The organism is Parasedimentitalea denitrificans, assembly GCF_011813015.1.
In the GTDB taxonomy this organism is placed as follows: Bacteria; Pseudomonadota; Alphaproteobacteria; order Rhodobacterales; family Rhodobacteraceae; genus Parasedimentitalea; species Parasedimentitalea denitrificans.
Window position 1 is genome coordinate 112,890 of record NZ_QHLQ01000009.1, and the last position, 20,427, is coordinate 133,316.

The 20,427-nt window shown below is 58.2% G+C and carries 18 protein-coding genes; all 18 read right to left on the reverse strand.

Annotation, left to right across the window (positions count from 1 at the left end):
- Positions 1-35: 35 nt before the first annotated feature.
- The 18 genes from DL239_RS11050 to DL239_RS11135 all read right to left on the reverse strand — a co-directional run bounded on the left by DL239_RS11050 (position 36) and on the right by DL239_RS11135 (position 20,422).
- The gene (locus DL239_RS11050; RefSeq protein WP_167684156.1) at positions 36-620 is read right to left on the reverse strand and encodes an amino acid synthesis family protein; all 585 of its coding nucleotides are present in this window, start codon (positions 618-620) and stop codon (positions 36-38) included.
- A complete protein-coding gene (locus DL239_RS11055; protein ID WP_167684157.1) occupies positions 617-1,198 on the reverse strand; it encodes an amino acid synthesis family protein in 582 nt (193 codons plus the stop codon). The genes DL239_RS11050 and DL239_RS11055 overlap by 4 nt, the downstream gene beginning before the upstream one ends.
- Positions 1,191-2,048, reverse strand: a complete 858-nt coding sequence (locus DL239_RS11060) for a UPF0280 family protein (protein WP_206188427.1) — start codon at positions 2,046-2,048, stop codon at positions 1,191-1,193. Before DL239_RS11060 ends, DL239_RS11055 begins: the two co-directional genes overlap by 8 nt.
- The gene (locus DL239_RS11065; protein WP_167684159.1) at positions 2,048-3,538 is read right to left on the reverse strand and encodes a 6-hydroxynicotinate reductase; all 1,491 of its coding nucleotides are present in this window, start codon (positions 3,536-3,538) and stop codon (positions 2,048-2,050) included. The genes DL239_RS11060 and DL239_RS11065 overlap by 1 nt, the downstream gene beginning before the upstream one ends.
- Entirely contained in the window at positions 3,528-6,278 is a 2,751-nt protein-coding gene (locus DL239_RS11070; RefSeq protein WP_167684160.1) for a molybdopterin-dependent oxidoreductase, read from the reverse strand. Before DL239_RS11070 ends, DL239_RS11065 begins: the two co-directional genes overlap by 11 nt.
- Entirely contained in the window at positions 6,271-7,104 is an 834-nt protein-coding gene (locus tag DL239_RS11075; protein ID WP_167684161.1) for an FAD binding domain-containing protein, read from the reverse strand. The genes DL239_RS11070 and DL239_RS11075 overlap by 8 nt, the downstream gene beginning before the upstream one ends.
- Positions 7,105-7,261: 157 nt before the next feature.
- Positions 7,262-8,056 carry a hypothetical protein gene (locus tag DL239_RS11080; protein ID WP_167684162.1) on the reverse strand — a complete coding sequence of 265 codons (795 nt, stop codon included), beginning with the start codon at positions 8,054-8,056 and terminating at the stop codon, positions 7,262-7,264.
- Complete coding sequence (locus DL239_RS11085) at positions 8,056-8,445, reverse strand: hypothetical protein (protein ID WP_167684163.1); 390 nt, start codon at positions 8,443-8,445, stop codon at positions 8,056-8,058. Before DL239_RS11085 ends, DL239_RS11080 begins: the two co-directional genes overlap by 1 nt.
- A 48-nt stretch (positions 8,446-8,493) precedes the next feature.
- Positions 8,494-9,459, reverse strand: coding sequence for a dynamin family protein (locus DL239_RS11090; protein WP_167684164.1), 966 nt, complete (start codon positions 9,457-9,459; stop codon positions 8,494-8,496).
- Positions 9,456-11,519, reverse strand: a complete 2,064-nt coding sequence (locus DL239_RS11095) for a dynamin family protein (RefSeq protein ID WP_167684165.1) — start codon at positions 11,517-11,519, stop codon at positions 9,456-9,458. The genes DL239_RS11090 and DL239_RS11095 overlap by 4 nt, the downstream gene beginning before the upstream one ends.
- Positions 11,520-11,546: 27 nt before the next feature.
- Positions 11,547-12,752: a hypothetical protein gene (locus DL239_RS11100; protein WP_167684166.1), complete on the reverse strand. Its 1,206-nt coding sequence runs from the start codon at positions 12,750-12,752 to the stop codon at positions 11,547-11,549.
- A complete protein-coding gene (locus DL239_RS11105; RefSeq protein WP_167684167.1) occupies positions 12,749-13,690 on the reverse strand; it encodes a PP2C family protein-serine/threonine phosphatase in 942 nt (313 codons plus the stop codon). Before DL239_RS11105 ends, DL239_RS11100 begins: the two co-directional genes overlap by 4 nt.
- Entirely contained in the window at positions 13,680-14,969 is a 1,290-nt protein-coding gene (locus tag DL239_RS21670; RefSeq protein ID WP_240931840.1) for an FHA domain-containing protein, read from the reverse strand. The genes DL239_RS11105 and DL239_RS21670 overlap by 11 nt, the downstream gene beginning before the upstream one ends.
- A gap of 29 nt (positions 14,970-14,998) precedes the next feature.
- A complete protein-coding gene (locus DL239_RS11115; RefSeq protein WP_167684168.1) occupies positions 14,999-16,330 on the reverse strand; it encodes a serine/threonine protein kinase in 1,332 nt (443 codons plus the stop codon).
- A 299-nt stretch (positions 16,331-16,629) separates the two neighbouring features.
- Positions 16,630-17,397 (reverse strand): transglutaminase-like domain-containing protein, encoded by a 768-nt coding sequence (locus DL239_RS11120; protein ID WP_167684169.1) that lies wholly within the window; start codon positions 17,395-17,397, stop codon positions 16,630-16,632.
- Between the two features lie 59 nt (positions 17,398-17,456).
- The gene (locus DL239_RS11125) at positions 17,457-18,392 is read right to left on the reverse strand and encodes a hypothetical protein (RefSeq protein WP_167684170.1); all 936 of its coding nucleotides are present in this window, start codon (positions 18,390-18,392) and stop codon (positions 17,457-17,459) included.
- Between the two features lie 6 nt (positions 18,393-18,398).
- Positions 18,399-19,712 carry a TRAP transporter large permease gene (locus tag DL239_RS11130; protein ID WP_167684171.1) on the reverse strand — a complete coding sequence of 438 codons (1,314 nt, stop codon included), beginning with the start codon at positions 19,710-19,712 and terminating at the stop codon, positions 18,399-18,401.
- Complete coding sequence (locus DL239_RS11135) at positions 19,709-20,422, reverse strand: TRAP transporter small permease (protein WP_167684172.1); 714 nt, start codon at positions 20,420-20,422, stop codon at positions 19,709-19,711. Before DL239_RS11135 ends, DL239_RS11130 begins: the two co-directional genes overlap by 4 nt.
- Positions 20,423-20,427: the final 5 nt, after the last annotated feature.

Sequence of the window (20,427 nt, forward strand, 5' to 3'; positions counted from 1 at the left end):
CAACAGGCATCACTTGGCGCGAAGCGCGGCAAAACCTACCGCAATCCATCCTCGCCAATCGCCTCTTCCGTCGTCAGTCCGCCCACGCGCGGCAGTGGTCGACCACTATCTGTTACCGCCACGGCCACCATGATCTCATTGGCCCGCGGGGCATCGTTCAGGCGGACCTCGATCCCATCAAAATGACTGCGAACATAGGCAGCATCTTTGTGGCCCAGCGGCACATCCAACACCTGACCGGGGCTGCCCATTTTCTTCGATGACGGAACCAACGCGGCACCTTTTTCAACCGCCTTGCGCAATGGCGCGCCCAGTTGCGGGTGTAGGATGGCAGCGGCATGTTCCAGCTCGCCGTTTTCACCAACCATCGCTGATTTGCCATAACTTTCAGCCTGTTCCGGGGTGATGCCCAGTGCTGCAACGCACTTTTCGCCCAGTAAGCCGCCCAGCTCAGCGCCGATTTCCATCAGGTCTGACAGATCCTCTTGGTATTGCCGGGCAAAGGGGTTTTCGATCACCGCAACAGCCACCGCCTTGCGGGTGGGCGGGTTGATCACACGACCGATTTCGGAATGTACTTCTTCGACGTTCACCGCGATTTTGCGAATTTTGGCAGTCATCGTAACCCATCCTCTCCTTTAATATCCCAGGCCTCTAACCCGCCTGACCGTGAATGCACCCGTGGCCCGGTTGTCATCACCAGCGCAAAGGCCAGTTCATTCGCGCGCGGCGCATCGTTGCAGCCTACCTCCATTGAATCGAAATGGCTGCGCACATAGGCGGCATTCACATGGGTGATCGGCACATCCAGCCGTGCGCCAACGCCGCCTACCTTTTTCGACGATGGCACAATGGCGTTTGCGGTGCCAAGCAATTGCCGCATCGCATAGCCGCCCGGCGCATGCCACAGCGCACCGTGCTCCAGTTCGCCACCTTCACCGACCAGCGATCCCTTGCCGTAGCCCTCGATCTTGTCCGGCCCGCCCAGCATGTCCAGCAACCGTTGTGCCATTTCCAACCCCAATGGCTTCAGATCTTCCATAAAGCCTTGGATTTCAGGCTCATACTTCCCGGCAAAGGGGTTCTGGATGATCGCCATGATAGAGCCACGCAGCAGCGGGGTATCTACGACGGGGCCGCCCTCGTGATAGATTTCCTCACGCGAGGAGATGATTTTGCGAATGATAAGATCAGGCATAAAGCTGCGTCCTAACTGAAGGGGTAAACCCGGTGTTTCCAACCAACCGGCAGTGTCCTTGCAGGTACAGAGCGGCGGTGATGATGTGATTTTCGCGCTGCATTTCCAGCGCTCTGCGTTCTCCGGCGTCTAGCGCCGCGTGAATGTCGCCGTCTGATAAGGTGTCGCAACCAGTCACCACCAACTGCTCACCCAGATCGCTGTCATCTTGCAGGTCACTGGCAGGCTGTCGGTAAATGGCAAGGTGGCCGGGCAGGTCCACTGCATTGGCAATCAATGTGGCGGCGGCATCTGCCTGCGCGGCAGTCTTGGCCAGCACCGTCACACTGTCCGCTATCCCTAGCGACAGGCTGCGCCCATGTCGGCCTGAGGTGGCAATGCCACCAACTCCGCTGGCATGGGAAATGTCGATCCGCCCCAGATCTTGGCCCTGATGATCGTTCATTGCAGTGACAAACGTTTGACCCGGGCCAAGGTGCAGGGCAATGTCGCCGCCATTGTTGACATATGCGCGCTGTATCGGCGTTGCGACACGCATCGCCTCAAGAACAGTATCCGCCACCGCACCAGCCACCGCAGCCATCGGTGTAACAAAGGTCTGGCAATGGGGGCGGATGGCCTGATCCATGCGCCTGGCAATGGTCCCGTTAGGAGAGGGGGAGTGCCTAGTGATCTGTGATTGCAACAAAGGCAGTTCCATCACCAGTTCTTCCAGCACAGTTTCAAACCGAGCCTCCGCTGCAGCAAAGGCAACCTTGCGATCTCCATCCGCGCCAATCACCAGGTCGATTGGCCCATGCTGCAAATGCAGCCGGGTGCCACAGGGCAATATGCGGGCAGCTGGACCCATCACCGGCGCTCCTTGGCCCAGCGATAGTTGGTGTGATCCATCGGGTCCGGCTGGCTTTCGACCTGCGTCACCCGGCGGGTCTGGTCTGACACGATGGATGAGACTTTTTTGATCTCCCCCATATGTCCGCCCAGTGTTTCATAGTCGGCAACCCGCATGGTGAACTCAATCGGGGCCACCAGAGCCGGGGTTGGGACATATCCAAACGACCCGGTTGGCATATCCAGCACATCCACCATCACGGTGATGCCACCGCCGGGCCAGACATAGCTCTCGGCGCCACCGCAGGACACAAAGGTCAGCGAGTCCTTGACGGATCGGGTCAGTCGCACTGGGTTTTCCGTCACCCCAGCGCGTAGACTGCCACCTGCGCCGCCCATGAACAGAACTGAACAGACCGATGGTTCACAGTTTTCTGCGATCAGATCTGCCGAGGCTCTGAGCCGGGTGGGGATTTCAGCCTCTTGTGGCACCAGATCAGCATCCAGAACAAAGTACCCGTACTGCTCGCCGGTGGTCGACACCATCAGTAGGGTCAGCCCTTCCCAGGCCACTTTGGGATTAAACGGCCCCAGAATGGTCAGCGGATCCTCGATATCCGTACCACCCCAGCCGGTGCCGGGACTGGCCACCTGGAAATAGCGACCGGGCGTTGATCGCCGTCCCAATATCTTGATGCCAGTGGGGGGAACGTTCAGTTCCTTGCCGGTCTGGTGTTCGGACAAAACGCCGGTGATATGGTCATCAACCACCACCACCTCGTCCACATGGCCGAGCCATTGTTTGGGGAACATGCCAATGGTGGCCGATCCACAACCAACCCGCATCAATTTCTCGGTCACACCGTTCACGATGGGGGGCTTGCCCGCCTCGACCACCACAGTTGTCTGGTGGTCTTCGTCGCCAATCACCATTTCCACCGGGTCGCGATTGCACAGCCGCAACAAGGCATCGCAGGTCACACGGCCTTCTTTCTTGGACCCTCCGGTCAGATGCTCTACACCGCCCAGCGACAACATTTTCGAGCCATATTCGCTGGTCATCACATGGCCGATGGGTTCGCCATTCACCCGCACCACGTCACGCTCGTGGCCGATATGACGATCAGTGTCGATCTTCACCTTCACCCCGCAGTACGAGAAAATGCCCTCGGTCACCACGGTGACCATATCAACGCCGTCGATTTCCTGGCTCACAATGAACGGAGCGGGTTTGTAATCGGGGTAGGTGGTGCCAGCGCCAACCGCTGTTACAAACGGTCGGTCGCCCTGAACGATGTTACCGTCCCAATCATCGGGCTGGCTATCCTTCATGAACGGCACCAGCTTTTGGCTGGTGTTTTCAATGATGGTCAGCGCATCCAGCCGTACCAGATCACCACCGTGGTTGGCATAGCGATCACAGGCACCGATTTTACCGTCCGCGATAAAACACATCACCGGGCAGGCGTCACAGCGGATTTTCTCGGGCTTTACGCGCTCAGTTGTCATCGGCCAGCTCCTTTAGTGCAGCCCGAACCCGAGCGGGTGTGGCGGGAATTTGTGTTAGGCGCGCACCGGTAGCGTCTTTGATCGCGTTCAAAATTGCCGGAGTGGTGGGGATCAGCACATGCTCTCCCAAACCCTTGGCGCCGTATGGGCCATGCGCATCCGGTTCCTCGATTATGATGGTTTCTATGGGCGGAATATCCCCGATGGTGGGGATCAGATAGTCATGCAGGTTTTCAGTGCGACCGGGGATGTATTCTTCCATCAGCGCCATGCCGAGGCCCTGCGCAATGCCGCCTTCGACCTGACCCTCGACCAGCAAGGGGTTGATCGCCTTGCCCACGTCATGGGCTGCAACAAATTTGACCGGCGTCACAGTGCCCAGCGCAGTGTCTACCTCGACCACAACCAGCTGTGCGCAATAGCCAAACTGGGCATAGGGCACACCCTGTCCGTTTTCATCCAGCGGCTTGGTCGGTGGGTCATAGGTTTCCTGCGCGCCAAACACGTAGCCGTGGGCATCATAGGGCAGCAGTGACAGGTCGATCACATGCTCGCTTGCTGCGTCGATAACCCGGATTGCTCCGTTGCCGAACTCTAGCTTTGCGCTGTCACTGGCGTTGACCCGCTGCAAGATCGCGGCGCGCAGGGCTAGGCCAGATAGCCGCGCAGCACTACCCGACACATAGGTCTGGCGCGAGGCCGAAGTCTTGCCGGCATCTGGTGTGACGTCAGTGTCGGCGCCGATTAGTTTGATTTGTTGAACGTCAATGCCCAGCGCCTTGGCAAAAATCTGGGTGATGACGGTGTTGGCACCCTGACCGATATCCATCGCCCCCTGATGCAGCACCACAGAGCCGTCAGCCCGGATGCCGGATTTGATGGTCGATGGGTTGGGAAGTGAGGTATTGCCACAGCCGTACCAGCCTGCTGCGATGCCAACACCGCGCTTTTGGACCCTGTTTGTCGAATTATAACTAGCTGCGGCGGTACGCTCGCTGTCCCAAGCCGATTGTATCGCGGTCAAACAAGCTTTGACCCCGACACCCTGTTCAAACACCTGACCACAAACCGTGGGTGTGTTGTTTTCCAGCGCGTTCAGCAGGCGGAACTGCAGCCGGTCGATCCCCAGCTTGTCTGCCAATTCATCAAACAGACTTTCCTGTGCGATGGCAGCCTGGGGGACTCCGAAACCACGAAAGGCCCCAGATGGCGGGTTGTGAGTGTGGATTGCGCGGGCTTCGGCCCGGTAGTTGGGGACGCGGTAGGGGCCAGAGGCGTGCACCGGAACGCGGTTGGAAACGGTCGGGCCCCAACTGGCATAGGCGCCGGTGTTGAAATCCCCCGAGAAATCCATGCCCTGAATGCGCCCATCTTGGCTGGCGCTGATTGTAAGGCGAATGTCTGCGGGGTGGCGCTTGGTTGTTGATTGCATCGATTCTGAACGGGAATAGGCGATCCGAACTGGCCGCCCAGTATGCAATGCGGCCAAGGCCAGATAAGGCTGCACCGAAAGATCCAGTTTGGATCCGAACCCGCCACCAACGCCTGTGGGTATGATGCGGATATCTTTGCGGTCCATGCCCAATATGGTCTCTAGCCCTTCTAGGTCCATCACTGGGGCCTGAGTGCAGGCATGTACTTCGATACGGCCATCGACCATCTGGGCAAAGCCTGCTTCGGGTTCGATATAGGCGTGTTCGACAAACCCGGTCTGAAAGCGCCCCTCGACACAGGTATCCGCTGTCGACAGGGCCTGCGATGCATCACCTTGTTGCACAAAACCGGCACACATCACATTGCCCTCACGCCGTTGATGCAGTTGCGGAGCACTTGGGGCGGTGGCACCTGATACGGTCTCAGCGCTGGGCAGCTCGGTCCATGTCACCGGGAATGCCTCGACATCAAAACCCTGCACCGCGTCGGGTGAAAGAACCACGGCTGCAACAGCTTCTCCTAGGAACCGGGTTTCGGTCTCCGCAAATACAGGCTGATCGACAAAGTCGGGAATGACACCAAACAGGTTCTGACCCGGCACATCCGAACTGGTCAGCACCGCCTCAACTCCGGGAGTATTGGCTAGCCAATCGTCAATATGGCCAAAGGTAAAACTCGCCCGAGCATAGGGGGAGCGAATGATCCGCAACACTAATGCATCGGCTGGCGCGACATCGTCGCCAAAATTTTCGGTCCCCGTGACCTTGGCCACGCCATCCAGCCTAGGGATCGAACTGCCGACAGTGCCATCGCCAGCCTCGGCCGTTTGGGTTGACGGACTGGCCACCACCGCGTCAATGATCTTGCGATAGCCGGTACAGCGACAGAGCACACCGCCCAGCGCATCCTTCACCTGATCAGGTGAAGGCGTCTGTGTTTCCCGCAGCAGGGCCACAGCCGAGACCATCATGCCAGGCGTGCAAATCCCACATTGCGCCGCGCCGTGGTTCTGAAAACTCTCGCTCAGGCGCTGGGCGTCGGGGTCGTGTTTTGCCAGCCCACCCAGTGTTTCAACATGCCGCCCTTCGGCCTGATGGGTTGGGGTTAGGCAGGCACAGACCGGGGCCCCGTCGATCAGTACCGTGCAAGCCCCACAATCGCCTGCGTCACAGCCCACTTTGACATCCAGCTGCCCCAGACCCTCGCGCAGGGTCTGCGACAGGCGCTCTCCAGCTAGTGGGGCGACACTGACAGTTTGGGTGTTCAGGCGAAATTCTGTCATCGGGTTCACGATCCGCTTATCCATTTGAAATCGCAGCCTTGCCAACGGCTCGTTTGATCTGCTCGGCAACGGCATCCAACCGATATCCGGCATCGGCGCGAATGTCTGTGATTGGGGCGAGAGGTGCCAGATGATCAGTAGAGATCTGGATCTGCTGCGGCATTTTCCCGATCAGATCTGCCTCTAACCCGGTAAGCTGTTTGGCAACAGGCGAACAGGCCCCCACGGCGACGCGTGCGAAATCAATGCGCCCAGTGGCGTCACAGCCAATCACCACTGCTACCATAGTGATGGAAATCACCAGATAGCTGCGACTGCCCAGTTTTTCGAATGCACCGCGGGTATAGCCGGGTAGGGGAGGGACATGGATTGCAGTCACCAGCTCCCCGGCGCGCAAATGAGTTTGGCGTGGGCCGGTTACAAACTCATCAACTGGCATCCGGCGGACCCCATCAGGGCCGGTAATCTCAACCGTTGCGCCCAGTGTTATCAGCGGTGGCATGCCATCCGCCGCTGGAGAGGCGTTGCAAATGTTTCCGGCAATCGTACCCGAATTCTGGATTTGCACGCTGCCAATGGTGCGCGCCGCTGCCTGTAATCCGGCGTAGCAGTCTGGCAGATCCGCTTTGATTATTTCACTCCACCGGGTGGCTGCCCCAATGCGCAGCCCATTCGGCCCCCACTGCAATCCTGCCAGACCTTCGATACGGGTGACATCCAACAGACTGTTTTGCATAGGAGCCTGTCCCCGTGCCGGAAAGACATCAGAGCCCCCCGCAATGATGCTGACGTCCTCTGAGGCGAGCAGGGACAAAGCGTCGTTCAGCGCGGTTGGGGCAAAGTAAGCCAAAATCGCAGCTCCTCAGGTGAATGAAAATTGTTTGCATGCTAATGGTATTGCGCGACGCCAAACCTTGTCAACGGAAAACCCCTTTGCGACCAGCGGCAAAGCGGGGTTCAGGTTGGGTCAAACGAGAGGAATGGTGGTGCAGTTGGGCCGTTGGCTACTACGCAGAAAAGACTTTGTGCCAGGCTGCATTTGCTGCGGGTACCTGCTGTGCAGGCAAGGCGATTAGCAGGGTCTCTGTCTGATCCCAGGACATAATGACCTTGGTGTCGCCGGAGATCGTCAGTAACATAAAGCTGGGGATCATCTCGGGCATCCGCAGGGCGCGTCCGCTTTTGGCCTTTGCTGCCTTGTCGGCGCGTGCCAGTTCAGTCAGCTTATCGGTCAATGTCTCAGGTCCAGAGCTGCCGAGTTGCGCGCTGTCTTCACCCAATAAAACCCAGGCCTCAGCCAATGCACTAACGCTGGCAAGAACCTGCGATAAACGGCTGCCTTGCGGTGCCTGCGGTACAAGGCAGTCGGCGATCTGTGTCGCCGAGCAGCTTTGTGTTTCGATACCAGTTTCACAGGCCCGCCGGGTAATGTGAAAACCGGTGTTCTGATACATGGCCGACAGCTGTTGTAGCTGCTGCGCATAGGTTTGCGCAGGTGAGATCGCGTCAACCGGATGTGTATTGCCAGTGTCGTTGGTCAGCTCTAGCGACAAGAGCCTGCGATGTCCGACACGCAGTTTGGCAACTGCGTCTTGACCAAAGAACAAGGTCAGTTGCCGGGGCAACATGGTTTCGTCAATTTCAATCAGCAGGCTGTGGAGCAGGTTAGCCCGACCTTCCGCCGCAGCGCGTCGGTCAGCGTGCAGGTCGGCCACATCACCCGATAGCCGAACGAGCGCCTCTCTCAGCGCTACAGAGGCGTCATCCTGTCCGGTCAACTGTTGGGCGGTTGAGTGCGACATCACAGCCCCTCGGACAGATCGCCCAGCAATGCCATTGCTGGAGGGACAAGGGAGCGAGCGCTGTGCTCGCTGTCACAGACGCAAAGGATTGCATCGTTTGCGGTGTCTTGCGAGGCACTCGGATTACGGAGGTACACTCGGGTTTCCTGCGGGGTGACGACGATAACTTCGGCGGTGTCTTCACCGGCTAGCGGCGTTTGATCTGCAAGAGCATCCTGAAGGCTAAACCCATGTGCAGCCTGAGCACAGAGCTGGTCAAGATATTCCTGCGGCTGTTGTCCTGCGGCACTGCTGCGCAGAACCAGCCGGGTGCCGAGATCGCCAAAAGCAACCAGAGCACATCCGGGTGTGGTTTCGCGCAGGGCGTTAAGACGACCAGCTATGTCCATGTCTGGCCTCCGCAGATGCCTAGAAGCATGGGAGAGGGGGCAAGAAAATCAGCCTTGGTCATCCCGAACTTCCAGTCTTGGTTGACGATCAGTGCGCCGTCGGCCACCTCCGGCTGCTTTGACGCGTCGGGGAACAACACAATCACCAGCCGGTGACGAGGCGGGTTTCCTTCGGTCCACGCGGGGCTGTTCGGCGGTTTCGCGTATCTCATCAATTGCGAACACCTCTGCCTGCACGATTTCCTCGGGCGAGCGTTCATCAGGTGTTTGAACTGTCGTGTCCTTGGCTGCTGTCACATTGGTCACGGGTCTGTCGAGCAGCGTTTCAACCATGAATTCAACCAGCTTGTCGGCACCACTGCGCTTCCAGGCCTCTACGTCGTCGCCTGCGTCCATGGCAGTGCTAAGGGACACCGGAAAGATCCTGTCGAACAGACCTTCGGTTTCCTTGCTGATACGGGCAACCACCCGGCCTTGGTCACGCTCGGTGCGCAGTTTGTCGAAATGGGTGATCAGCAGAATGTTGGGGCCAGAGACCGTCTCGGAAATGCTTTCCCAAACGGCGGCCTCGGACTGGCGCCAGGCCTGTGTCGCATGGGTACACCAGATCACCCCGTCCACCTCGGGCATCAGGGATTGCCAAACTGACGGGTCCATATTGGGATCGGATATTCCCGGCATGTCGATCAGATCACATAGTGTTAGCGCGTCAGACGGGAAGAACAGGCGGATCATCGCCGTGGTATCCATATCGACATCACCCAGATCATCGAAGTTGGCCGCTGTCTGGGTGCCGTCAGTTGACACGACAAAAGCCGCGTCATCACCGTATGAAATCCACACCGGAGGCAGCCGTGTTGCGGTCACGCGTGTGGGCAGGATCTGACGGCTGACCAGCAGGTTGGTCAGTGTGCTTTTGCCGGCACTGAATTCCCCCATAAGCGCAAGGCGCGGCTTGCGGTTGGGCGCGGTCGGTTGGCTGTCTGCGCTGGACATGGCTGTCTCTTGCGTCATGCGGTGTACTTTCCAAGGGTGCTCAACGCGGTTTGCGTTATCTTTTGTTGATCTTGATAACCCTGGCCGGTGAATAGGTCGTGAACATTCCGGTCCTGCTGACTGTAATCCGCGATTTCCATTAAGATATTGCGCTGTTCGTCAAAGAAAACTTTCAGGCTTGCAAGTGTGCCCGCGCGGGTGTCAGCCGTCTGTACGTGCTTGAGCTGGTTCATGAAATCCTCAGTCTCGCCGCAGATCAACTGCTGGAAGCTCTTTACAAACGCCTTGTAGCCACGGGTGCGGCGCCACCATGAGCTCCACCAGTTGTCATTGAAATCCAACGCAATTGTCTGGCCCAACGCCACCGGAGAGGGCACCGCTGGCACCTCGGGGACAGAAATCTGGATACCCTCAACTGCTGAACCAAACCCCTCGTAGAGCAGCCCTGCAGTTTCCTGCACGGCCTGTTCATATCGTGCCTGAGCCGTCGATTGTACGCGGCTGCTCATGACGGAATAGGCCGATTTTAGCAGCAGTCGCAGGCCAGCCGGGTCATATTCCCAAACATTGCCTTCGCCCCAACGTTCCAGATGTTCGACCAGCGAATGGGTGGCGCGGCCAATGAATGTTGCGTGGGCCCGATCAGCCCGGTCACGAAAGGCATCAAACACCTCGTCGATGTCATGCTCTAGCGCCGCCATGTTCGAGGTGGCGATCTGTTGGAACCGGGATTGAATGTCCTGCATGCTCAGGGTTGCCCCTTGATCGGGACCGTTGACCAGAACCGCATGCGCGGCCTGTTGTCCGGTGGCCATGGTGATCGCAGAACTGGCAACGCGGGCCAGCAATGGGGTGCCAAGGTCCTGAACAATGCGGTTGGAAATCGACCGGAGCAGGGCAGGCAGGCCGGACAGCTCCCAAGCCATGTCTTGCGGGGATTGATCAGGGTCGGCAGTTTCCAGACCGACTTCGGCCCAGTTCAGCAGGGCAGCACCGCTGGCGCCATCCATTTCTTCTAGCTCACCAGTCAGAACGCGACCGGCCCAATAGGCGCTGCCGAAAATGATTTCAGCGTCCTTGGGGCCATGATGCGTTTCCAGCGTCTGGCGGATGCTGGTTTCAATCTCGGGGATCTGTCGGGCCGGGTCAGCCAGTTCGTCGATGCGGTTCACAAAGATCACCACCTCACGCGATTTGAGGTTCGAGATCATACGGATCAGCCCCATATCAACCGAGGTCAATGCTTGGCTGGCCGACAGAACAACCACGCAGATGCGGCTGTCGCGGATCGCCTGAATGGTCACCTGCTCGCGCATCATGAATGTATCGTTCACACCCGGCGTGTCGCGCAAGCACAGCGGGACGGGCACCGACTGGCTGTTCAGGTACAGGTCGGCAGAACGGGTGATATCGGCAAACCGGCCTTGATTGTCCGTGCCGTCCGTTCCCGGCTCTTGGTCAAAATCATCGCCAAGGCAGATGTAACGTTCGATCAGGTTCTTGTCGAAATACTCGTATTCATGGGCCTGACCCATCAGCAATTCAAACTTGCGGCCCAGCCGGTTGCGTGACCGTTCGCGCATTTGTTCGATCTGGGTCTGGATCTTCTGCAACTCACTTTCGGCACCCGCGCGGCCAGCCATTTCACCAATGCGGCCCCCCTTGGTCAGCAGGCGGTCCCACTCTTTTTCGGTCATGAACTGGAAACGGGCGCTGGTTTCGACACGGTCATCGCCGGGAGTCAGGTGCAGGGAGGTAACGACAGACGTCCAAGGGTTTACATCCGACGGCAACAGGTCAGCCCAGCCGCCCATCGCATTGACCAGCGAGGTTTTGCCGGATTTTACCTGTCCCAGCAGGGTGATGCAGGGCTCAAAACTGGCGAGCTCTTTCTTCAGGCGCGACAGAGTGCGCTGCGTCTTGTCGCCAGACTGATCTACCAGCGCATCCAACGCGCCCTCTAGCTCGGCCATTTGGTCAGCAAGCGCGGCAAGGGGTTCCATCCCGGCGTTCAAATTGGTTGGGCGTGCGGCGGCGCGAATGTTGGTCATTCCGTCGATCTGTGGCTGCATGTTCATAGTGTTCTGCCCGGATGGCGTTGGGGATTATTGATCGATGCCATCTGCGATCTCCCTTTTTAATTGCAGCAATAAAGTAACCGCATCGACGGCTGCATCTTCGCCGCGTTCCAATTGAAACAGGATCAACAGTTCTTCACCGTCCTGCGCAGCATCCAGCGCGGCCTGCACCTCAGGTGAACGGTTTTGAGAGGCGAGCAGGGTCTGGGTTAGGTCTTTGACCGTATCCATGCAGCTCGACAGGATCTCGTCAGCGTTACCGGCGGTGTCGGTTTCAGCCAGCATTTGCTTTGCGCGTCCTTGCAGCAAATTCAACGCAGTGTGCATCAGGTCGTCGGTTGGTGTGTTCTTGGGCTTGGGCTCTGTTTTGGCGGCGGTGTCGGCTTGCTGCTCTTGCTGATCTTCAGTTTTCGGGGCGAACTGGCGCACCAGCATTTCCGCCTGATCCACATCCGAGGCACGCCCTAGTTCGACTTGGCGCAGAACATCGCTGGCCAGTTGCTTGCCACCGCTGGATTGCCACAGCTCGGCGTTGACGGTTTGTCCGGCAGTCTGTGCGGTGATGGCCTGAACGGTGGCCAAGGGATAAACACCAAGAAACTCCTCGGCCGCGAAATCGTCGAGGTCAGTCAGCAAGCCAGTCAGGGTTCCGCGCATGAGCTGGCGATCAGCCATGGTCAGAACCAGAAAGCTGTGGTCTTTTTTCTCATCCGGAACGGTGGCCCACAGGTTTTGCTCTGTCGGGCCAAATGTCTCGCTGCACCATAGAATGACATCCGCATGGCGCACGGCGCGTTGCAGGGTTGTGTGGTTTTGCTCATCCGAGCCGTTGAGTGAAACCTCGACAAAACTGTGGTTCTGCAGGCGGGTGTCTGGCAGTTCTTGGCGCACCCGAACTGTGTCCGGCGAGGTGGGGACGTCGGCGAGAGTGCCGGGGTGTCGGCTTGTCCCACCATCGCGGGTTTCGATTTCAACACAGTCCTCGGGGCCGTAGCTGACTTCGATAATGGGAGCGTCGGCGTGACGTGAAATCACCGATTGCCCCAGCATCATGTCAATCACTGCAGACTTGCCACTGCCGGGATGACCGATGACCATGACTTGCACCGGCTTGTCCAACCGCCGTAATAGCTGATTGCCCCAGTCAAAGTACTCTTGCGGCAGGCTCTCTTGGTTCAGGGCCTGTTCTAATTGGCCGCACAGAGGGCTTTTGGCAGCTTCCGAGTGCCTCATGCGCTGTCCCCATTCACGATATGGAAAGAGGTGGTTCCGTTGGATCTGGAGGCAGAGGCCATGATGGTCAGTGTATTGGATTTGGGTTTTGAAGAGGGCGGCGGGCTGGGTGCCTTGCAGGGGGTAGCAACCTGTTCGGCTGGTTTGAGCTGATCGGATACCTTGATCACGCAGAACGAGATGTTGTCCTGATCCGGGTCGTCCAGGCTGTCTAAGCACCCCATCAGGGCAGAACCAATATCCGTGCTGGACTGGTCTATGTTGGCAGCCAGGACGGCTGAAATTTCGTTGTCCTCGAGGTATTGCAAACCATCGCTAGCGGCGATCACGATGTCACCGTCACGCAGGTTTAGCGGCCTGTTCTGACAATCAATGCGGGCAATGTCCTGACCGGACAGGACCGAGGTAAGGCAGGCCCGGTCAGGATGGTTGTCGGCCTCTTCTGGCGACAACAAGCCCTCGGCGACACGAGCATCCAGATGTGCGGCAAGCGAATGTTCATCATTCAGCCGTGTCAGTTGCCCGTCGCGAAACAGATACAGCGGCGAGTCGCCGATAGAGATCCAATACAGCCGGTCCTGAAACAGAACGGGCGCCAGCAAGGTCGCCCCCATGCCATGGGCATGGTCGTTCTGGTCGGCGTAGTGCCCGACACATTCATTGGCAGCATGTGCCGCAGCGGATAAAGCCTGCGCGATCTGCTGTTCCAGCTGTTCCGGCGCATCGGCGCGGAACTTCAGCTCGCTGAACACCTCGGTGACCACGATCTTGCTGGCGATGTCACCGGCGGCATGACCACCCATGCCATCGGCCAAGACCGCAAATCCCAAACCGGTTCCGGCCAGAAAGTCCGAGGCGACGGCATCTTCCTGCCGTTCGCGCTGACCTTGGCTTATCGCGGTCGAGGCATCATATCCGAACTGAACCTCAGGACGCATGTCCGGCTTCGCTCTGTTGCGCAGTGTTCCAGCCAAACTCAGGCCCGCACAGGGGTACAAACCGCAGGGTTGTCTCGCCAATTCGGATCAGATCGCCCATGCCCATTTCCTCGGTGCTTAGAACCGGGCGGTCATTGCGACGCACCAGATTGGCCTTGCCACCGTGACCGATGTAAAAGCTGTTTTTCTCGGGATCAAAGGCAATGGCGGCATGATTGGCACGTGAAATGCTGTTGTCGCCAAAGTCCAGCCGCACGGTCTGATCTTCGCCGCGGCCGATGATTGTCACGCCACTGTACAGCGTAAAGGTGGCACCACGTCCGGGACCGCTGACAACCGCCAGCCATCCGACGGGGTATTGGGTGTAACCGGTGTCGGCCTTTTCTTCCTTGCGCTCAAAGGGATCTGCGCCTGCTGCCTGACCGGGGTTAAAGCCCAGAAGCCGCGTTTTGACCCGGCCGGCCTTGCTGGATCCGCGACCCATAGCGGGTGAGGGGACATCAATCGGTTGCGCGGGGGCGGCGGCTTGCGGTGCTGGCTCGATCGGGGCGGGCTGCTGTGGTGCCACCGGTGCTGCCTTTTGCGGCGCGGGCTCTACGGGTGCCGGAGCTACCGCTGCCGGTGCAACGGGTCTTGGCGCGACTGGCGTAGGGGCAACAGCCTCAGCTTGCTGACGTATTGGGGCCGGATGTTGAGGTTGCGGAGCAGGCTGGCGGATCTCTTCTGTCGGCTGCATTGCGGGCTCGTCGTAAGCCGCAGCCTCTTCTTCATGCGTATCCGGTTCTGGGGTGTGCATCCGGGTTTGTGATCTGGTGAACCGTTTGAACGGCCGGTCCTGCTGAGGCTCTTCCTTGGCTGCGATGGATCCGGTCAGACGTTCAAAGTCGATATCCGACAAGTCGCTTAACGGATCGGCCTGTTCGGCAGGTTCAGGCGCAGGCTGTTCTGGAATTTCAGGCGTTTCAAATGCGCTAAGGTCCAAGCCGCCAAAATCGTCGGTGTCATCACTTTGCCAGTCATCCTGATCAGCGGTTGGCGCGCTGTCTTCTGCCAGATCCAATGACAGGTCAAGCGATGCAGTTTCTTCGACCTGCGGTTCCGAGACCTGAAAACTGTTGTCCAGCTGAAAGGGTTTTGCCACCGCAGCCGGTTCCTCTGGGCTCGTTTCCGACAGGATCGACGCCATGAGATCGTGTTCTGATCGGTTGTCCGCAACAGGTTCCCCGTGCGGAATGGCTGGGTCACGCTTGTCGGCAATGATGTCTCTGATGAACTTCATGGGTGTTCCTTTTCGCTCTTATCGGCGGGCTAGTCGTTGCGTGGGGAGGGAGCGCCGCCAAAAATCCGACGCAGTGGAAAGGGGATGAATTTGGAAAAGCCGCGTCTACCGGTGTGGCCATTCTGCGGGTCGGCAGTATCGGGTTCGACGGCGTCATGTGTGACGGGTTTCTTGCGTTTGGACGTCTTGTCCTGATCTTTCAGCCAGCGGTCGACATTGCTGATCGGCTCGCCAAAAATATCAACCAGTTGCCGTGGCTGTTCTGGCTTCTCGTTGGTTGCCTCGGGCCGGCGGTTATTCGGTGTTTCCGGACCCGCCGGAACCAGACCGCTGTTGGTGTTTTCAACCAACGAGGCAAGCATGTTCTCAAGGTCGGCATCGACCTTCATCGGCTCGACATCCGGGGTAAAGATCGCGCGCGTTGGCACTGGCCGCGACTGGGGGGCTTCGGTCTCTAGTTCATCCAGCCATTCCGAGGCCGACTGGTAACGGACACCGGGCAGAACCGACAATGCCTTGTCGACGGAAGACAGAAACGCCCGGTCAAAACCGGGGTAGCCATTGTGCAATGCGAGGCTGGGATCAGGATCACCTGCCGACAGCGCGTCGAGCCGGTGCTGGCTGATGGGCGGCGGCGCGCCGGTTATCAGATAGGACAGGGTTGCGCCCAATGAGTACAGATCACTGGATGGTCTGTGGGGCATGTCGGGCTGATACAGCTCGTGGGCCGAATAGCCGTCTTTGACTGACAGCATCGGGTCCAGAACCGCATCCTGATCCGTTTGCCCACCGGTGGCGGCGCCAAAGTCAATCAGTGTTACAGTGCCATCGCTGCTGAGCAGGAAGTTGTCTGGCGAGATGTCCCGGTGCAGAATGCCAAGGTCATGGATAAAGGCGAGGGTGCCGAGTGCCTGTTTCAGGATGTCATGCAGCAGGGTGTCGGTAATGCGTTCGGGCTGCTCTTCACGCAAGGTGACCAGATCAACCCCATCGACGAATTCCATCGCGATGTAGGCAGTATTGTTTTCGCGGAACACCTGATGAATGCCGACAATACCAGGATGAACCGAACGCGCCAGCCACTGGGCCTCGCGCAGAAAATGGCGCAGGACGGTTTTGTATTGCTTGGCATAGGCGGGATCGATTGGCGCAACCAAACCTTCGGTGCGATAGCAGATACCCTCGGCAAAGCATTCCTTGATGACGACGCGACGGTCCAGGCTGTCACGCGCCAGATAGGTGATGCCAAAACCACCACTGCTAAGGGCGCTTTCGATTTGGTACTGACCATGCAGCAGTTTGAATCCGCATTGCAGTTCATCCGCCTGATGCTGACTGTCTGCAATTTCGTTGTGAAGCACGGCCGTGAACTCCTTGTGGCAGCAAGAGTGAGTCCCACCAAGGTGCCGGTCGAATGCGCCGGGATCGTGTCATTTTGCTGGCAAATTGGGCGAAATTGCCCAATTCCTGCCATGATTGCCCGGAAAACCTTGTAAAACAAACCTTTCCGGGCGGCTAACGAAATAGGTAAAAATTGTTTTAGATCAGGGGTCTAATTGAATGTATTTTGACCTGGAAATTTGGGCAGATGGCTGCGGGGGCAGGTGACCTCGGCGTAGACGCCGAGGTTGGGCAGATTTGGGTGAACACAGGTCTTTGCTCAGCCATTTCCAAGAGCACCCTTGGGCAATGAATAGCTGTGTCCGTTTCTGATGCGCCGAACGCGGGTGTTCATCCAATGGCGCAGCAAGTTGCGGAACATGAATCCGCGCAGCCCGGTCAGTTCTTGTGGGTGTTTCGCAAAGAACTGGTCAGGCGTGTCGAACAGGCCAAAGTCCTGATTGATACCTGTTTGCTGGATATAGGTGTCGGCCCCGGTCCAGTTGACCTCGGGCTGTTGCAGCGTGTCAGTGCCCGCGCCAAAAGCACACAGGCTATTGCGGTCCGGGAACTGCTTTTGCAGGGCTGATAGAACCCCATCATCCAGAATGAACCCTTCCAGCTTGACCCAGCGGTTATCAAACCAGACCTCGACCCAACTGTGGACGATGTTCTGCGGGGTGATCGGATAGGCCAGTTCTGGCACCACGCCGCGTTGCAAGGACTTGGTGATGGTGAAGCCGTGCATCTTGCAGGGCAGTCCAAGCGCCCGCAGCAGCGCCATCATCAGCACGCTTTTAGTATTGCACTGACCATAACCATCGCTGAGCACCTGTGACGCCTTGGTGGTGTCGGCGAGGTTATAACCAAATCGGATCTCGTTGCGGACATAGTCATGCAGGGCACCGATCTGATCGAATTGTGACAGTCCCCGCCAGCCGCGATCCCTGATCAGGGATTGAATGGCAGGCGTTTCATAGTCCAGCAGTGGTGTTGTTGTGGTCAGTTCAACAAAAGTTTCTGCGGGGGGGGTTGCGGTGTTGGGCATCTGTTTTGACTCACTTCATCTTGGATGAGTCTTATATGCGACCTCTAGTCACTAGAGCTTCAAGAGGTATTTTGAGATTTCCCGTAGAGCCTGCGCATTAGCACTGCGGTCAGGTACATGGGCACCTGATAACAACCTAGAAAGATCAGCAACGGATCGGTGGTACTGGCGGGCAGGGCGATCAGAAACAGGGCAAAGTTGCGGTTGCCCGATACCACCGCCAGTGGCACGGCTTCGGTGTGATGGCCACGAAAGGTCAGCCAGCGGTAGGTCACATATTGCAGACCCAGATTGGCGACCATCACCACGACCAGCCATTGCAGAACCAACAGTGGGTCTTGGGTAAGGGCGGGGCCAAGGGCTGACATCAAACCAACCACGATCACCGCGAGGGCAAGGGTGGTCAGCCCGTCCAGCGCCATGGCTTTTTCCTGTTTCAGTGTCGGGGCCAACCAATGACGCAATAGGAAAGCGGCTATGACGGTTACGCCGATAGCACCAATCAGGCGTAGCGCGGCGGCCATGACATCGCGGAAGTCCCCTAGTCCGGGGGACAGCACGAATATTGGGATCACTGTGAATGGCATAAGTGCCGTGCCAAGGATCAGAATGCGAAAGGCAGGTTCCGGTGCATGGCCGAGCAACTGGGTGATGTTTGGGCTGCCGGTAACCGATGGCGCGCTGAGCATCAGGATAAGGGCGACGGCGACAGGTGTGTCGGCTACACCCAGTGCCACGAACAGGGCAAGTGCGATCAGCGGCAGGGCCAGTTGCAGTACCAAGGTTGCTTTGAGTGTGGTGATGCCATCCGCCAGTCCGCCAAGCGCCGCCTTGGCACCAATGCGAAAGGCGGTGAGGAACAGCAGGCCTGCGATCATCTGGGGCAGCCAGGGGCGCAGCATTTGGGCGACGCCGGGTAGGATCAGTCCAGCCAGTAAACCCAGTACAAGTGCGACCCGCCCATGTCGGGCGACAAGGGCGAGCGCGATTAGCATATCCAGTTAGCCGCCGGGACGGCTGCGGATGTTTTCGGGTAGCCAAGTGGCCAGTTCCGGGAAGGCCACCAAGATCACAACCATCAGCAGCATCAGACCAACCATCGGAATGGCGGTTTTCGAGATGTAGGAGATCTCGTGCCGGGTCATGCCTTGTAGCACGAACAAGTTGAAGCCGATGGGCGGTGTCACCTGAGCCATTTCAACGACGACCACGATGAAGATACCAAACCAAATCGGATCGATCCCGGCCTGACGGATCATCGGTTCAATGATGGCCATGGTCAGCACCACGGATGAGATCCCATCGAGGAACATGCCAAGGAAGACATAGAAGATGGTCAGCGCCACGATCAGTGCCAGCGGTGACAGGTTCAGGGTGTCGATCCAGTCAGCCAGTGCGCGCGGCAATCCGGTGAACCCCATCGACAGCGACAAGAAGAACGCACCCATCAGGATCAGCGAGATCATGGCTGACGTCCGCGTGGCCCCCATCAAGGACTCGGTGAATGTGCTCCAGCTTAGCGAACCTTGGAAGAAGGCCAACGTGAGCGAGCCAAGCACACCTACCGCTGCGGCCTCAGTCGCGGTGGCAAGGCCAAGGTACATGGAGCCGATAACGACCGAAACCAAGGCCAGTACCGGTGCCAGAAAGCGGCTTTCGGCTAGCATGGTGCGGAAACTCATTGGCGGTTCCGGATCAGGGCGGGGGCCCTTGCCAAAGAAATGCCAGCCCATGATGTAGATCGTGAATAGACCGGCCAACACCAAACCGGGGAAGATGCCGGCCATGAACAGTTTGGTAATGCTCTCGTTGATGGTCACGCCATAGACGATCAGGGTCAGCGAGGGCGGGATCATCAGGCCAAGGGTGGCCGCACCCGCCAAGGTGCCGATGATCATGTATTCTGGATAGCCGCGTTTACGCAGTTCCGGGATCGACATCTTGCCAACGGTGGTCAGTGTCGCGGCGGAGGAACCAGATACGGCGGCAAAGATGGTGCAGCCTGCGATATTCGTGTGCAGTAACCCACCCGGTAGCCAACGCATCCATGGAGCTAGCCCGCGGAACATGTCTTCGGACAATCGGGTTCTGTACAGGATCTCTCCCATCCAGATGAACAGGGGCAGGGCGGTCAGGGTCCAGCTGGACGAGCCGGTCCAGATGGTGGTGATCATCGCGTCACCTGCCGGGCGGGTGGTGAACAGCTCCATCCCGACCCAGGCCACACCCATCAGCGCCAGACCGATCCAGACGGAACTGCCCAACAGGGTGAACAGCACAAAGAGAAAGATGATTGTTGTATAGAGTTCGCTCATTCGACCGCCTCCCCGATGATGCTGGTTTCGCGGTTGACCAATAGGCGTGTGAGATAATCCCAGATCGCGACGGCCAGCAGAACTGTCCCGATAGACATCGGCAGTTGCGGCAGCCAGACTGGAGTATAGACCCAATCAGAACCGGTATCGGCCCAGATCTGTCCCCATTTGCTTGGCGAGTTGGCGAACATGGCAAAGACCGACAGTAGCCACTCGGGCACAAAGTCGGTCCCCTGTGTGCGGTCGTTCAGCATTTCTGACATGATATTTGTCTTGATCGCGTAGCGGGCGAAATAGGTGGCGGTGATAGCGGCAATCCACATCGCCACCGCATCCAGCCAGAAGCCCAGGAATTTGTTCATGTTCAGAAAGATCGAGACCCGGATATGGGCCCCACGGGTTAGCGCATGTGCGAGTGCAAAGAACGAGGTCGCGGCCATGGCATAACCGGCATATTCAGTTGCGCCGGGAAAGGTCAGGTTGCTCCAGCGCATGACCATCTGCGCGACGATCAGCAACAGGATGGTCACCATAAAGCAGGCTGCGATGACGCCAGACCCCAGATAAAATCGATCCAATATCCGCCACACCGGGCGCAGCATACGTTCGGCAGGCCCCCGATTGGTCAGACAAAACACCGCCAAAATGGTTGGAAAAATAAACAGCCAAACCCATAACGGCAGGCCTAGAAAAGGTTGCCAATCACGCAAAACCC

What these genes read in the sequence shown, in the direction of transcription:
- DL239_RS21670 (WP_240931840.1), bottom strand. Translation starts at nt 14,969, where the DNA reads ATGAAGTTCATCAGAGACATCATTGCCGACAAGCGTGACCCAGCCATT.
- DL239_RS11080 (WP_167684162.1), bottom strand. Translation starts at nt 8,056, where the DNA reads ATGTCGCACTCAACCGCCCAACAGTTGACCGGACAGGATGACGCCTCT.
- DL239_RS11120 (WP_167684169.1), bottom strand. Translation starts at nt 17,397, where the DNA reads ATGCCCAACACCGCAACCCCCCCCGCAGAAACTTTTGTTGAACTGACC.
- DL239_RS11070 (WP_167684160.1), bottom strand. Translation starts at nt 6,278, where the DNA reads ATGGATAAGCGGATCGTGAACCCGATGACAGAATTTCGCCTGAACACC.
- DL239_RS11130 (WP_167684171.1), bottom strand. Translation starts at nt 19,712, where the DNA reads ATGAGCGAACTCTATACAACAATCATCTTTCTCTTTGTGCTGTTCACC.
- DL239_RS11090 (WP_167684164.1), bottom strand. Translation starts at nt 9,459, where the DNA reads ATGACGCAAGAGACAGCCATGTCCAGCGCAGACAGCCAACCGACCGCG.
- DL239_RS11085 (WP_167684163.1), bottom strand. Translation starts at nt 8,445, where the DNA reads ATGGACATAGCTGGTCGTCTTAACGCCCTGCGCGAAACCACACCCGGA.
- DL239_RS11105 (WP_167684167.1), bottom strand. Translation starts at nt 13,690, where the DNA reads ATGCGTCCTGAGGTTCAGTTCGGATATGATGCCTCGACCGCGATAAGC.
- DL239_RS11055 (WP_167684157.1), bottom strand. Translation starts at nt 1,198, where the DNA reads ATGCCTGATCTTATCATTCGCAAAATCATCTCCTCGCGTGAGGAAATC.
- DL239_RS11050 (WP_167684156.1), bottom strand. Translation starts at nt 620, where the DNA reads ATGACTGCCAAAATTCGCAAAATCGCGGTGAACGTCGAAGAAGTACAT.
- DL239_RS11125 (WP_167684170.1), bottom strand. Translation starts at nt 18,392, where the DNA reads ATGCTAATCGCGCTCGCCCTTGTCGCCCGACATGGGCGGGTCGCACTT.
- DL239_RS11060 (WP_206188427.1), bottom strand. Translation starts at nt 2,048, where the DNA reads ATGGGTCCAGCTGCCCGCATATTGCCCTGTGGCACCCGGCTGCATTTG.
- DL239_RS11065 (WP_167684159.1), bottom strand. Translation starts at nt 3,538, where the DNA reads ATGACAACTGAGCGCGTAAAGCCCGAGAAAATCCGCTGTGACGCCTGC.
- DL239_RS11100 (WP_167684166.1), bottom strand. Translation starts at nt 12,752, where the DNA reads ATGAGGCACTCGGAAGCTGCCAAAAGCCCTCTGTGCGGCCAATTAGAA.
- DL239_RS11095 (WP_167684165.1), bottom strand. Translation starts at nt 11,519, where the DNA reads ATGAACATGCAGCCACAGATCGACGGAATGACCAACATTCGCGCCGCC.